Raw genomic sequence first — 12150 nt, 5'->3', positions numbered from 1 at the left:
CCCCCTTTTTGTCTCAACCGGCCAGAAGCGCGGCTTCGGCGAATTCGTAGTTGGCGATTTTGTCCAGCCAGTTGGTGATGTAGTCCGGGCGGCGGTTGCGGAAGTCCAGGTAGTAGCTGTGCTCCCACACATCGAGCGCCAGCAGGACTTTGCCTTCGCCGGTGGCGAGCGGGTTGGCGCCGTTGGGGGTTTTGGCCATTTTCAGCTTGCCGTCAGCGGCCAGCACGAGCCAGGCCCAGCCGGAGCCGAACTGGCCGACGCCCGCAGCCTTGAACGCATCCTTGAACGCCGCCACGGAGCCGAAGTCTTCAACCAGCTTGGCTTCCAGCTTGGGCGGGATCACGCCGCCCTTGGGGCTCATGTTCTGCCAGAAAAGGTTGTGGTTCCAATGCTGCCCGGCATTGTTGAACACCGGGGCCAGCTCCGGCTTGTTGTAGGAGAAGGTGACGATTTCCTCGAGGGTTTTGCCTTGCAGATCGGCGTTTTTCTCAACGAAACCGTTCAGCGCGGTCACATAGGCCTGGTGGTGCTTGCCGTGATGCAGCTCCAGCGTTTCCTCGCACATGCCGGCGGCGGCCAGCGCGGTTTTGGCGTAGGGCAGGGTTGGGAGTTCGAAAGCCATCAGCGGGTCTCCTTGTTAAAAGTTTTCTTCGTCGTGCCGATTAGCTATGGACTGCGCATGCCTCCGTCAAGCGACCATTTTCATCTCCAGCGTCTCCGGCGTGCTGATCCTGACCGTTATTTCTGCACCCTGTTTGCCCCGCCGCAGGCGCGTGGCAGCCTGGCGCTGCTGTATCTGTTCAACAACGAGCTGGCGCGCGCGCGCGAGGTGGCCTCCGAGCCGCTGTTGGCGCGCATCCGCCTGCAATGGTGGCGCGAAGTGGTGGAGGGGGCGGCGAAGGAACATGAAATTGCCACGCCGCTCAGCACCGCGCTGGAGGCCGGGGTTTTCGCCCGCGTGGATTTGCTGGGCTTGATCGAGGCGCGCGAGATGGAGGCGCAGGGGGAGATCCCCGATACGGCGGCGTTTTTTGCCTACGCCCGCGGCACGGCGGGCAGGTTGGCGCGCATCGCGGGGAAAATTTTGGGCGCAGATTCGCCTGTGGTTGAGGATCTGGGCACCGCCTACGGTGTTTCAGGCATTCTGCGCGCGGTTTCGTTTCTGGCGGCGCAGGACCGTTCACTGCTGCCGGCTGATGCGGCGCCGTTGGAGGGGCTGGTGGCGCAGGCAAGGGCGTTGCTAAACCAGCGCCCCCCGCGCGCGGCGCTGGCGGCCGCACTCCCGGCGGTGTTCGCCAGGCGCGACCTGGGCAAGCCCTTTGCCCCGCGAAGCCTGGGTGACAAATGCGCGGTGCTGCGCGCGGCGTTTTCAGGCTGGGTGTGATGCGAGAGTATGATTGTTTGAGATTCGCTCAATCGAGCGAGTCGAAAGCGTGAATCGCCCTCAGAAAAATCGCCAGAGCGTGATCGCGCTTAAAGCGATCAGGCTCTGAGCCCCGTCAGGGCCTCGGCGGCCTCCCACAGCGCCCGGGCCACGCCTGCATCCAGCGCGTGTTTCTCCGGCCTGGCCTTGCCCGCCGGGCCGCGGAATTCCCTGAAGCCGGTGGGGCCGTAATAGCCGCCGGGGGCTACATCCGCCGCGGTGGCGGCCAACAGCGTGGACAGCGCCCCGGCCGCGCCGGATCGTGAGATGAACGGCTCCACCAGTTTGAGGCCAAGCGCCGTGAGGCTCCCGGCGCCGGGGCCATTGGCGATCAGCTCGGTGCGCGCGATGCCCGGATGCGCCGCCAGCGAGAGCAGCCCCCAGCCCCCGGCATCGGCGCGGCGCTGCAACTCCATGGCGAACATCAGCATCGCTAGTTTTGATTGGCTGTATGCCTGCCAGGGCTTGTAGGCGCGGGCGGACTGCAAATCCGTCAGATCAATCCGCCCCTGCCGGTGGGCGATGGAGGAGAGCTGGATCACCCGTGGCGCCGGGGCCTTTATCAATGCGGGGAGCAGCAGCGCGGTGAGAGCGAAATGTCCCAGAAAATTCACGCCGAACTGTAGCTCGAAACCATCGGCGGTGGTCTGCCGCGCGGGCGGGGCCATTACGCCGGCGTTGTTGATCAGCAGGTCGAGCGTGCCGTGCGCGGCTTTGAAGCGGGCTGCGAAATCATGCACCGAGGCGAGACTGGCGAGGTCCAGCGCATCGAACACCGCCCGGCCGGGGGCCACGGCGTTTATTTTCGCCGCCGCCGCAGCACCTTTTTGCGCGTTGCGGCAGGCCAGGATCACATTGGCTCCGGCCTTTGCCAGCTCTAGCGCGGTGAAATAGCCGATTCCGCTGTTGGCCCCGGTGATAACCGCCAATTTTCCCGCCTGCGAGGGAATATCGCCAGAAGCCCATGCGTTCATCTCAGCCCTCCAGAAGTTTAGCCGCCTCCACCGCGAAATAAGTCAGCACGCCTGAACACCCGGCGCGCTTGAAGCCGAGCAGGCTCTCCATCATGGCGCGGTCGTGGTCGATCCAGCCGTTTTGCACCGCCGCCATGATCATCGCATATTCGCCCGAGACCTGATAGGCGAATACCGGCACCTCGAAGCGTTGCTTCACCCGCTGGATGATGTCCAGATAGGGCATGCCGGGTTTGACCATCACCATGTCGGCGCCCTCGGCGAGGTCCATCGCCACCTCGTGCAGCGCCTCCTCGGCGTTGGCGGGGTTCATCTGATAGGTTTTTTTATCCCCCTTCAGCGCGCCGCCGGAGCCGATGGCATCGCGGAACGGGCCGTAGAAGGCGGAGGCGTATTTGGCGGCGTAGCTCATGATGCGGGTGTTGATGAACCCGGCCTCGTCCAGCCCGGCGCGGATGGCGCCGATGCGCCCGTCCATCATGTCCGACGGGGCGATGATGTCGATGCCCGCCGCCGCCTGGTTCACCGCTTGGCGCACCAGGATTTTCACGCTCTCGTCGTTGACCACATAGCCGTCCTCGATAAGGCCGTCGTGCCCGTGGTCGGTATAAGGGTCGAGCGCGACATCGCCGACCAGGGCGATTTCGGGGAATTCGGCCTTCAGGATGCGTGCGGCCTGGCACATCAGGTTGTTGGCGTTCAGCGCCTCGGTGGCGGTGGGGTTCTTCAGCCCGGCCGGAGTGGCGGGGAACAGCGCGATGGCGGGGATTTTCAGCCGCGCGGCGGCCTCGACATGTTTGGCCAGACCATCCAGCCCGGTTCGTGCGACGCCCGGCATGGAGGCGATGGGCGTTGCCGCGCCGTGGCCCTCGCGGATGAAGATCGGCCAGATCAGGTCGTCAGTTGAGAGTTTATGCTCCGCCACCAGCCGCCGCGTGGCGTCATCGTAGCGGTTGCGTCGCAGGCGGGTATTGGGGAAGGAACGGTTTGTCATGCCCGCATGATTAACGCTTTCGCGGCTTAATTGCGAGGTGGCGGCGGCTTGCCGCAAGCCCCTTGACCATTGCGGTGTGGCGGAGTTAGAAGCATCCATATTATTGCAAATAATTCTTAATTGCAATTTTCGCGCTTTCCACCGGGTTTGATCTGCATCAATGCGCGGTGTGGAGGAAGCCGGGATAGTGCGTCAATTGTGGATGAAAATAAATTGCAAAAACCCATTAAGAGGAGCCATGTGTTGATGCCTTCGACGACCAAGAGCCAGAGTGCCCAATCCTCGCTGCGCCGATTTTTCACCACCTTGCCGTGGATGGCTGTATTTGGCCCCGGTCTGGTGGTCATGCTGGCTGATACCGATGTCGGCTCCATCATCACCGCTGGGCAGAGCGGGGTGCAATGGGGCTACAAGCTGCTCGCCGTGCAGCTCATATTGGTGCCGATCCTTTATATCGTGCAGGAGCTGACCGTGCGGCTGGGGATATTCACCGGGCGGGGACATGGCGAGCTGATCCGCGATTGTTTCGGCGCGAAATGGGCCTGGCTTTCAGCAACCGGGCTCTCGGTTGCCACCATCGGCGCATTGCTCACGGAGTTCTCCGGCGTGGCCGGTATCGGCGATCTCTACGGGGTGCCGCATTACGTCTCGCTGCCGCTGGCAGTCATCGCGCTGCTGGCGGTGGTGCTCACCGGCTCATACCGCCGGGTGGAGCGCGCGGCCATCGCCATCGGCCTGTTTGAACTGGCGTTCTTTTTTGTTGCCTGGGCGGCCCGGCCGGACCTTGCGGTCATGCTGCGCCAGTCCGTGCGGACCCCCGTGTTCAATCCACATTTTGAATATCTGGTCGCCGCCAATATCGGCGCGGTCATCATGCCCTGGATGATTTTTTATCAGCAATCGGCCGTTGCCGATAAAAAACTCGGCCCCAGCCACTACACGGCGGCGCGCTGGGATACCGCGGCCGGCGCGCTGATCACGCAGCTGGTGATGGCGGCGGTGCTGATTGCGGCGGCGGCCTCCATTCAGCCGCATGCGCCGCAGGCCACGCTGAATACGGTGGGCGACATGAGCCAGGCGATGACGCCCTATCTCGGCCCGCAGTTTGGCCGGCTGATTTTTGGCCTCGGGGTGATCGGCGCGGGCATGGTGGCCGCGATTGTCGCCTCGCTGGCGCTGGCCTGGGGGCTGGGCGAGGTCGCGGGATACCGGCGCTCGCTGGAGTATCACCCGCTCAAGGCGCGCTGGTTCTATGGTGTCTATGCGTTTTGCGTGATCGGCGGGGCGGTGCTGGTGGGCGTCACACCTAATCTGATCAGCCTGAACATCGGTGTGCAGGTGATGAACGCGCTGTTGCTGCCGCTGGTGCTGGGTTTTCTGGTCCGGCTCTCCATGGTGGCGCTGCCGCCCGCGCACCGGCTGCGGGGCGTTTATAAATGGGTGGTCATCGCTGTTTGCGGGGTCACCTGCGCGTTTGGCGTGCTGGGCGGGCTGGGCGGGTTCTTTATTTCCTGAAACCCAGCCTCCCGCTCCGGAGAGGGGCATGTTATTTCCTTATCGTGGAACCTCATGATAAACGGGGCGCATGACTCGTTCTTTGATCGTAGCACTGGGCGCTGACCACGGTGGTATCACCCTTAAAAACAGGCTTGCCGCCGCCATGGCCGAGGCCGGTCATCAACTGCTGGATTTTGGCACGGATGGCCCGGCCAGCGTGGACTATCCCGATTTCGCCCATGCCGTATGCGGTGCGGTAGCGGCCGGGCAGGCTGACCTTGGCATCCTCGTCTGCGGTACCGGCATCGGCATGAGCATTGCCGCCAACCGCAATCCCGCGATTCGCTGTGCTCTGGTGCATGATGTCACCACCGCACGGCTGACCCGCGCGCATAACGATGCCAACGTGCTCGCCCTGGGCGCGCGCATCATCGGCGAGGAAGTGGCGCTGGATATCCTGCAAACCTTCCTCTCCACCCCTTATGAGGGCGGGCGGCATGACCGCCGCCTCGCCAAACTCAACCCCTCAACGGAGCCCGCCGCATGAACGAGCACAGCACAACCCCGCATCTCACGCGCTTCTTCAACGCTCCGCTGGCCCAGACCGACCCTGAGCTGGCCGCGATTCTGCACCAGGAGCTGGTGCGTGAGCAGGATGGGATCGAGCTGATCGCCTCGGAGAATATCGTCTCCGCCGCTGTGCTGGCTGCCCAGGGCTCAGTGCTGACCAATAAATACGCCGAGGGCTACCCCGGCAAGCGTTATTACGGCGGCTGCGGCCCGGCGGATCTGGCCGAGACCCTGGCGATCGAACGGGCGAAGAAGCTGTTCAACGCGGGGTTCGCCAATGTGCAGGCCAATTCCGGCAGCCAGGCCAATCAGTCGGTGTTTCTGGCGCTGGTGCAGCCGGGGGATACGATTCTCGGTATGTCGCTGGCTGCCGGTGGGCATCTCACCCATGGCGCGGCGCCCAACATGTCGGGCAAGTGGTTCAACGCCGTGCAATACGGCGTGCGCAAGGACGATGGGATTCTCGATTATGAGGAGCTGGAGGCCCTGGCCCGCCAGCACAAGCCCAAGCTGATCATCGCCGGCGGCTCGGCCTATCCGCGCTTTATCGACTTCGCGCGCATCCGCGCCGTCGCTGATGAAGCCGGCGCGTATTTCATGGTGGACATGGCGCATTTCGCGGGCCTCGTCGCGGCGGGTATTTTCCCCTCGCCGATGGAGCATGCGCATGTGGTTACCACCACCACGCATAAAACCCTGCGCGGCCCGCGCGGCGGCATGGTGCTCACCAACCATGAGGACATCGCCAAAAAGATCAACTCAGCGATTTTCCCCGGCCTGCAAGGCGGCCCGCTGATGCATGTGATCGCCGCCAAGGCGGTCGCCTTTGGCGAAGCGCTGCACTCGGATTTCGTGACCTACCAGAAAGCCGTGGCCGCCAACGCGAAAACTCTGGCGGCGACGCTGGTGGAGCAGGGGCTGGCGATTGTCACCGGCGGCACGGATTCGCATCTGCTGCTGGTTGACCTGCGGCCCAAGCACACCACCGGCAAGGCGGCCGAGGCAAGCCTGGAACGCGCGCACATCACCGCTAATAAAAACGCCATTCCGTTTGACCCGGAAAAGCCGTTCATCACCTCCGGCATCCGTCTGGGCACCCCGGCCGCCACCTCGCGCGGCTTCGGCGTCGCGGAGTTCCGCGAGGTCGGGCAGATGATCGGCCAGGTTCTGGACGGTCTGGCAAAGTCGAACGACGGCACGAACGCGGAGGCGGAACAGGAGGTTGGCGCGCGGGTGAAGGCGCTTTGCGCGCGCTTCCCGATTTACCGCTAAACGAGGAGCGGGACCATGCGCTGCCCGTTCTGTGGAGAGGCCGATACCCAGGTTAAAGACAGCCGCCCCACTGAAGATGGCAGCGCCATCCGCCGCCGCCGCTTCTGCGGCGGTTGCGGGCAACGCTTCACCACGGTTGAGCGCGTGCAGCTGCGCGAGCTTGTCGTGGTCAAGGCCGATGACCGCCGTGTCGCCTTCGACCGTGAAAAACTCGCCCGCTCGGTGCGTATCGCCATGCGCAAGCGCCCGTTCAATGAGGAGCGGATCGAGCGCATCGTCAACGGCATCGTCCGCCAGCTCGAAGCCAGCGGCGAGACCGAGGTGAAGAGCCACGACATCGGCGAGCTGGTGATGGAGACGCTCAAGGCGGTTGATACCGTGGCCTATGTGCGCTTCGCCTCAGTGTACCGCGATTTCCGCGAGGCTAAGGATTTTGAGAATTTCCTGGGCGATATGAGCGAGCTGCCAAAGCCAAAGCTGGACGAATGAGCGTGTTGAAAACCGACGAGGCGCATATGCGCGCTGCCCTTGCCCTGGCCCGCCGGGGCCTGGGTGAAACCGCGCCCAATCCTTCCGTGGGCTGCGTCATCGTGGCGCAGGGGCGGGTGGTGGGGCGCGGGCGCACCGCGGCGGGCGGCCGCCCGCATGCCGAGGTCGAGGCGTTGAAGACGGCTGACGCCGCAGCCCGTGGGGCGAGCGCCTATGTCACGCTGGAGCCGTGCGCCTTTACTGGAAAAACAGGGCCTTGTACGGCGGCGTTAATCGAAGCTGGGATTAAGCGCGTGGTGATTGGCACGGGTGATCCGCACCCGAAGGTGAATGGCGCCGGGGTGGCGCAGTTGCGCGCAGCCGGGGTCGAGGTTACGGAAAATATTCTGCAAAAAGAATGTGCTGCGGTGATTTCCGGGTTCGCCAGCGTGATTTTACGGCAACGGCCGCTGGTGCGGCTCAAGCTGGCCTCCACGCTGGATGGCCGGATCGCCACCAGCACCCGGGAGTCGCAATGGCTGACCGGCGAAGCCGCGCGCCGGGCTGTGCACGCCATCCGCGGGCGGCATGATGCGGTGCTGATCGGGGTTGGCACGGTATTGTCGGACAACCCGGACCTGACCTGCCGGATCGATGGTTTCCGGGCCAGCCCGCTGGTGCGTATCGTGGTGGATAGCCATCTGCGCACACCGCTGCTGAGCCGGCTGGTGCGCAGCGCCCGGCAGCATCCGCTATGGATTTTGCACCGCAACGGCGCCGATGTTCTGCGTAAGCGGGCGCTGGAAGCGGCGGGGGTGAAGCTGATCGAGATGCCCAGTTGCGCCGCAGGGGTTGATCTGGTGGCCGGGCTCCAGGCGCTGGCGAAACACGGGCTGACGCGGATTCTGGCCGAGGGCGGCGGCACGCTGGCCGCCGGGCTGCTGCGCGGCGGGCTGGTTGACCGGCTGGCCTGGTTCCACGCGCCCGGCATCATCGGCGGCGATGGCTGGCCCGCCGCGCAGGCTTTTGGTGTCACCACTTTGGCTTCGATGCCTCGCTTCCGGCTGATGGCGCAGGAGCGTTTCGGGGATGACATGATGACCACTTACCGCAAGGCTGACTGAGAATGTTCACGGGTCTGATTACCGGCGTTGGAACGGTGCGCACGGTCCAGCCGATCGGCCAGGGCCGGGATGCACGCTTTATCATCGAGACGCCCGCCGATGCCGGCTGGCATGCAGGCGAGATCAAGCTTGGCGCCTCCATCGCCTGCTCGGGCTGCTGCCTCACGGTGGTGGAATTTGGCCCCGGCTGGTTCGCGGTGGAGGTTTCGGCCGAGACGCTGGCTTTCACCACGCTGGGTGCCTGGGCGCCGGGCAGCCTGATCAACCTGGAAGGCTCCCTGCGCCTGGGCGATGAGCTGGGCGGGCATCTCGTCTCCGGCCATGTGGATGGCGTGGCGGCGGTGCTCTCCGCGACGCCGGAGAACGGCTCGACCCGCTGGAAATTCCGCCTGCCGGATGCGCTGGCCCCCTTCGTCGCGCAGAAGGGCAGTATCGCCATCAATGGCGTTTCGCTCACCGTCAATGAGGTCGAGGGCGCGGTTTTTGGCGTCAACATCATTCCTCACACGGCGGCGCATACCAATTTCGCGGCGCTACAGCCGGGGAACAAGGTGAACATAGAAATCGACATGCTGGCGCGCTATGTCGCGCGGCAGCTCGCGTTTCAGCATGCGTAAACATTTGCACACGATAACTCACAAAGCCGCCGCGGCGGCGCTGAAGGACAACGCCTTATGGACGGTCTGAAATCAACGCTGAAAACAGCGGGACTGCATGATTATATCTCCTCGGCCGCCGAGATCATCGAAGAGGCGCGCGCCGGGCGCATCTTTATCCTGGTTGACGACGAGGACCGCGAGAACGAGGGTGATTTGGTGATTCCGGCGCAGTTTGCCACGCCGGATGCCATCAACTTCATGGCCAAGCATGCGCGCGGGCTTATCTGCCTGGCGTTGACCAAGAACCGCGTGGAGCGGCTTGGAATCCCGCTGATGAGCAAGGCCAACGGCACCCGCCACGAGACCGCGTTCACGGTTTCAATCGAGGCGCGCGAAGGAGTCACCACCGGCATTTCCGCGGCTGACCGGGCGCGCACCATCGCGGTTGCCATCAACCCCGAGCTGGGGCGCGATGATATCGTCACCCCCGGCCATGTTTTTCCGCTGATGGCGCGTGACGGCGGCACGCTGGTCCGCGCCGGGCATACCGAGGCGGCGGTGGACATTGCCCGCCTCGCCGGGCTGACCCCCGCCGGGGTGATCTGCGAGATCATGAACGAGGACGGCACTATGGCCCGCCTGCCGGACCTGGTGGCCTATGCGCAGCGTCATAACCTCAAGCTTGGCACCATCGCTGATCTCATCGCCCACCGGCGGACCACTGAGCGACTGGTGAAGGCGGTGGAGCAGGGGGTGGTGACCGCGCCGAACGGCTTCCACTGGCGGATGATTGCCTACCAGAGCCAGGTTGACCAAGTGGAGCATCTGGTGATGGTGATGGGCGATGTGAACGGCGGTGAGCCGGTGCTGGTACGCATGCATGCCGTGGATACGGTGAGCGATGTGGTGGGCGGCGCGCATCTGGCCAGCCTGCACGGCGCGATGCGCCAGATTGCGCAGGCCGGGCGCGGGGTGGTCGTGCTGATCCGCGAAAACCGCAACACTGTGGTCTCCGAGCGGATTCGCGACCTCGTGAGTGGCCGGACGGCAGCGCCGGCTTTGCGGGATTACGGCATCGGCGCGCAGATCCTGATTGATCTGGGCGTGAAGGATATGATCCTGCTTTCCAACCACAAGCGCACCATTGTCGGCCTGGAGGGCTATGGGCTGAACATGGTTGAGCAACGCGCCATTGAAGAAGTTGACGAGAAATGAGCACCGCTGACGCGCTGCCCCCCAAGGCGCCTAAACTCACCGGCCTGGCGCCGAAAATCCTTATCGTCAGCGCGCCGTATTACCAGCAAGTGGTGGAAGGCATGCTGGCCGCGGCCCGGGAGATTTTCGCCCAGGTGCATGCCGAGCTGACCGTTGTTGAGGTTTCCGGCGCTTTCGAGCTGCCGCAGGGAGTCGCCATCGCGGCCAGGAGCGGCAAGGGGTTTGATGGTTATATCGCGCTTGGTTGCGTCGTGCGCGGCGAGACCGACCATTATGAGTTCATCTGCGCCGCCGCCATGGACGGGCTGATGCGAGTCGCGGTGGATAACGGCATCTGCCTCGGCACCGCCGTGCTCACTGTGGATACGCTGGCCCAGGCGATGGCACGCAGCCACGAGACCGGCGCCAACAAAGGCGCGGAAGCGGCGGTTGCCTGCCTCAGGCAGATCGCGCTGGCCCGGTTGATGGCGATATGAGCGCGCGCCCCAGAACACTCTCGCGCGTGGCGGCGGTGCAGGCGCTGTATCAGGCCGAGCAGGGGCCAACCAGCCCGGAGACGGTGATCGACCAGTTCGTGCGCCACCGGATCGGCGGCGATGCCCCCGGCCATGGCGATATGAACGAGGGCCGGTTGAAGGCCGCCGATGTGCCGCTGTTCGCGCGCATCGTGCGCACGGCGACGCAGCAGCAGGACACGATAGACGCCATGCTGGTGGCCGCACTGCCGGAAAGCTGGCCGCTGGGGCGCATCGACCCCGTGTTGCGCGCATTGATGCGCGCAGGCGGTGCGGAGCTGTGGATGAGCGATGGTCCGCCTGCGAAAGTGGTCATCAACGAATATCTGGACGTGGCGCACGGGTTTTTCTCAGGCGATGAGCCGCGCATGGCCAATGGCATCCTCGATCGCCTGGCGCATCTGCTCCGCCCGGCCGAATTCCAGACCGCCGGATGAGCGGCGAATTCTCCCGCATTGCAAAGTATTTTGCACCGTTGGCGGGAGAAGAAGGCAGGGGGTTGATCGACGATGCGGCGGTGCTGGTGCCGCCGCCGGGCCGCGAGCTGGTGCTCACCGTCGACCAGATGCTGGAGGATGTGCATTTCCTCCCCGGTGACGATCCGGCGCTGATCGCGCGCAAGCTACTGCGCCGCAACCTCTCGGATATCGCGGCGATGGGAGCGGTGCCGCTGGGTTATCTGCTCACCACCGCGCTGCCCGATGGCGTGGAGGAGGACTGGTTGGCGGGCTTTTCGCAAGGGCTCGCGCGGGACCAGAAAATCTTCAATATCAAACTATTTGGCGGTGATTCGTCCTCCAGCCGGGGTAAAATTTCATTGAGCGCGACCCTGATTGGCCATGTTGCCCCCGGCGCGGCGCTGAGCCGCAATGGCGCGCGGGCGGGTGACGGCATCTGGGTGAGCGGCACCATCGGCGATGCGGCATTGGGGTTGCAGGCGCGGCGGGGGCGCCTTGCCGATCCGTCAGGCTTTCTCACCGCCCGCTCCCTGCTGCCGGAGCCGCGGGTGGGGCTGGCGCTGGCCGGTGTGGTGTCGGCCGCCATCGATGTTTCAGACGGGCTGGTGCAGGACCTGGGCCATATGTGCAAGGGCGCCGGGTTGAGTGCGGTTATCCGGGCCGGGCTGGTGCCGGTCTCGCCCGCGGCGGCGGCTTGCGGTGAGGCGGCGCTGGAAACCCGGCTGACCGGCGGCGATGACTACGAACTGCTGCTGGCGGTGCCGCCCGGCCAGGGCGAGGCGCTGAAGGCCGCCTGCGGCGATCTGCCGGTGACCAAGATAGGCATGTTTCAGGCGGGCGCCGGCGTGCATGTGCTCAACGATTCGGGCGCCATGATGCAATTCGCCCGGCCCGGCTGGCGGCATTTTTAAGTAATACCAGCCCCGATTGAGTTCGACACATTGCCCAATCGCGCGATCCGATTGAGCTGATGCGCTGTGGATTGGCAATCAGCCAGTTCCATGCGGTTTTGCATGCTTCGATGATTTCATCATAGGTCTC

15 protein-coding genes are annotated in these 12150 nt (G+C 64.5%); 11 read left to right on the top strand and 4 right to left on the bottom strand.

From position 1 onward, the window contains the following. Window positions 1–13 precede the first annotated feature (13 nt). Complete coding sequence (locus PHE40_RS05500) at window positions 14–622, bottom strand: superoxide dismutase (protein ID WP_284256979.1); 609 nt, start codon at window positions 620–622, stop codon at window positions 14–16. A gap of 57 nt (window positions 623–679) precedes the next feature. On the opposite strand from PHE40_RS05500, the gene PHE40_RS05495 reads away from it, so the two are divergent. Continuing rightward, window positions 680–1384 (top strand): squalene/phytoene synthase family protein, encoded by a 705-nt coding sequence (locus PHE40_RS05495; RefSeq protein ID WP_299959181.1) that lies wholly within the window; start codon window positions 680–682, stop codon window positions 1382–1384. A gap of 98 nt (window positions 1385–1482) precedes the next feature. On the opposite strand, the gene PHE40_RS05490 is transcribed toward PHE40_RS05495, so the two are convergent. Beyond that, window positions 1483–2397 carry an oxidoreductase gene (locus tag PHE40_RS05490; RefSeq protein ID WP_299959177.1) on the bottom strand — a complete coding sequence of 305 codons (915 nt, stop codon included), beginning with the start codon at window positions 2395–2397 and terminating at the stop codon, window positions 1483–1485. A gap of 1 nt (window position 2398) precedes the next feature. Next, a complete protein-coding gene (gene hemB / locus PHE40_RS05485; RefSeq protein WP_299959174.1) occupies window positions 2399–3391 on the bottom strand; it encodes a porphobilinogen synthase in 993 nt (330 codons plus the stop codon). A 246-nt stretch (window positions 3392–3637) separates the two neighbouring features. Between hemB and PHE40_RS05480 the strand changes: the two genes are divergently transcribed. The 10 genes from PHE40_RS05480 (at window position 3638) to thiL (ending at window position 12020) form a co-directional block, all read left to right on the top strand. After that, entirely contained in the window at window positions 3638–4906 is a 1269-nt protein-coding gene (locus PHE40_RS05480) for an NRAMP family divalent metal transporter (protein WP_299959171.1), read from the top strand. Between the two features lie 70 nt (window positions 4907–4976). After that, entirely contained in the window at window positions 4977–5435 is a 459-nt protein-coding gene (rpiB, locus tag PHE40_RS05475) for a ribose 5-phosphate isomerase B (protein WP_299959168.1), read from the top strand. Beyond that, window positions 5432–6730 (top strand): serine hydroxymethyltransferase, encoded by a 1299-nt coding sequence (glyA, locus tag PHE40_RS05470; RefSeq protein ID WP_299959166.1) that lies wholly within the window; start codon window positions 5432–5434, stop codon window positions 6728–6730. The genes rpiB and glyA overlap by 4 nt, the downstream gene beginning before the upstream one ends. A 15-nt stretch (window positions 6731–6745) precedes the next feature. Beyond that, entirely contained in the window at window positions 6746–7219 is a 474-nt protein-coding gene (nrdR, locus tag PHE40_RS05465; protein WP_284256970.1) for a transcriptional regulator NrdR, read from the top strand. After that, window positions 7216–8322, top strand: a complete 1107-nt coding sequence (ribD, locus tag PHE40_RS05460; protein WP_299959163.1) for a bifunctional diaminohydroxyphosphoribosylaminopyrimidine deaminase/5-amino-6-(5-phosphoribosylamino)uracil reductase RibD — start codon at window positions 7216–7218, stop codon at window positions 8320–8322. Before nrdR ends, ribD begins: the two co-directional genes overlap by 4 nt. Window positions 8323–8324: 2 nt before the next feature. Next, complete coding sequence (locus PHE40_RS05455; protein WP_299959160.1) at window positions 8325–8939, top strand: riboflavin synthase; 615 nt, start codon at window positions 8325–8327, stop codon at window positions 8937–8939. Window positions 8940–8996: 57 nt separating this feature from the next. Next, on the top strand, window positions 8997–10136 hold the full coding sequence (ribB, locus tag PHE40_RS05450) for a 3,4-dihydroxy-2-butanone-4-phosphate synthase (RefSeq protein WP_299959157.1): 1140 nt from the start codon (window positions 8997–8999) through the stop codon (window positions 10134–10136). Continuing rightward, window positions 10133–10612 (top strand): 6,7-dimethyl-8-ribityllumazine synthase, encoded by a 480-nt coding sequence (gene ribH, locus PHE40_RS05445; protein ID WP_299959154.1) that lies wholly within the window; start codon window positions 10133–10135, stop codon window positions 10610–10612. The genes ribB and ribH overlap by 4 nt, the downstream gene beginning before the upstream one ends. Beyond that, window positions 10609–11088 carry a transcription antitermination factor NusB gene (gene nusB / locus PHE40_RS05440; protein ID WP_299959152.1) on the top strand — a complete coding sequence of 160 codons (480 nt, stop codon included), beginning with the start codon at window positions 10609–10611 and terminating at the stop codon, window positions 11086–11088. The genes ribH and nusB overlap by 4 nt, the downstream gene beginning before the upstream one ends. Further along, on the top strand, window positions 11085–12020 hold the full coding sequence (gene thiL, locus PHE40_RS05435) for a thiamine-phosphate kinase (RefSeq protein WP_299959149.1): 936 nt from the start codon (window positions 11085–11087) through the stop codon (window positions 12018–12020). The genes nusB and thiL overlap by 4 nt, the downstream gene beginning before the upstream one ends. Here thiL and PHE40_RS05430 read toward each other — a convergent pair. After that, window positions 11965–12150 (bottom strand): hypothetical protein (locus tag PHE40_RS05430; protein WP_299959146.1); only part of this gene is annotated, 186 nt, incomplete at its 5' end. The genes thiL and PHE40_RS05430 overlap by 56 nt on opposite strands.

Source organism: Acidocella sp. (assembly GCF_028687955.1).
Taxonomy (GTDB): domain Bacteria; phylum Pseudomonadota; class Alphaproteobacteria; order Acetobacterales; family Acetobacteraceae; genus Acidocella.
The sequence above is the reverse complement of the archived record's forward strand: the minus strand, read 5'-3'. Positions and strand labels throughout refer to the sequence as shown.

What these genes read in the sequence shown, in the direction of transcription:
- PHE40_RS05490 (WP_299959177.1), bottom strand. Translation starts at nt 2,397, where the DNA reads ATGAACGCATGGGCTTCTGGCGATATTCCCTCGCAGGCGGGAAAATTG.
- PHE40_RS05480 (WP_299959171.1), top strand. Translation starts at nt 3,638, where the DNA reads ATGCCTTCGACGACCAAGAGCCAGAGTGCCCAATCCTCGCTGCGCCGA.
- PHE40_RS05500 (WP_284256979.1), bottom strand. Translation starts at nt 622, where the DNA reads ATGGCTTTCGAACTCCCAACCCTGCCCTACGCCAAAACCGCGCTGGCC.
- nusB (WP_299959152.1), top strand. Translation starts at nt 10,609, where the DNA reads ATGAGCGCGCGCCCCAGAACACTCTCGCGCGTGGCGGCGGTGCAGGCG.
- ribH (WP_299959154.1), top strand. Translation starts at nt 10,133, where the DNA reads ATGAGCACCGCTGACGCGCTGCCCCCCAAGGCGCCTAAACTCACCGGC.
- thiL (WP_299959149.1), top strand. Translation starts at nt 11,085, where the DNA reads ATGAGCGGCGAATTCTCCCGCATTGCAAAGTATTTTGCACCGTTGGCG.
- nrdR (WP_284256970.1), top strand. Translation starts at nt 6,746, where the DNA reads ATGCGCTGCCCGTTCTGTGGAGAGGCCGATACCCAGGTTAAAGACAGC.
- PHE40_RS05455 (WP_299959160.1), top strand. Translation starts at nt 8,325, where the DNA reads ATGTTCACGGGTCTGATTACCGGCGTTGGAACGGTGCGCACGGTCCAG.
- ribB (WP_299959157.1), top strand. Translation starts at nt 8,997, where the DNA reads ATGGACGGTCTGAAATCAACGCTGAAAACAGCGGGACTGCATGATTAT.
- ribD (WP_299959163.1), top strand. Translation starts at nt 7,216, where the DNA reads ATGAGCGTGTTGAAAACCGACGAGGCGCATATGCGCGCTGCCCTTGCC.
- glyA (WP_299959166.1), top strand. Translation starts at nt 5,432, where the DNA reads ATGAACGAGCACAGCACAACCCCGCATCTCACGCGCTTCTTCAACGCT.
- hemB (WP_299959174.1), bottom strand. Translation starts at nt 3,391, where the DNA reads ATGACAAACCGTTCCTTCCCCAATACCCGCCTGCGACGCAACCGCTAC.
- rpiB (WP_299959168.1), top strand. Translation starts at nt 4,977, where the DNA reads ATGACTCGTTCTTTGATCGTAGCACTGGGCGCTGACCACGGTGGTATC.
- PHE40_RS05495 (WP_299959181.1), top strand. Translation starts at nt 680, where the DNA reads ATGCCTCCGTCAAGCGACCATTTTCATCTCCAGCGTCTCCGGCGTGCT.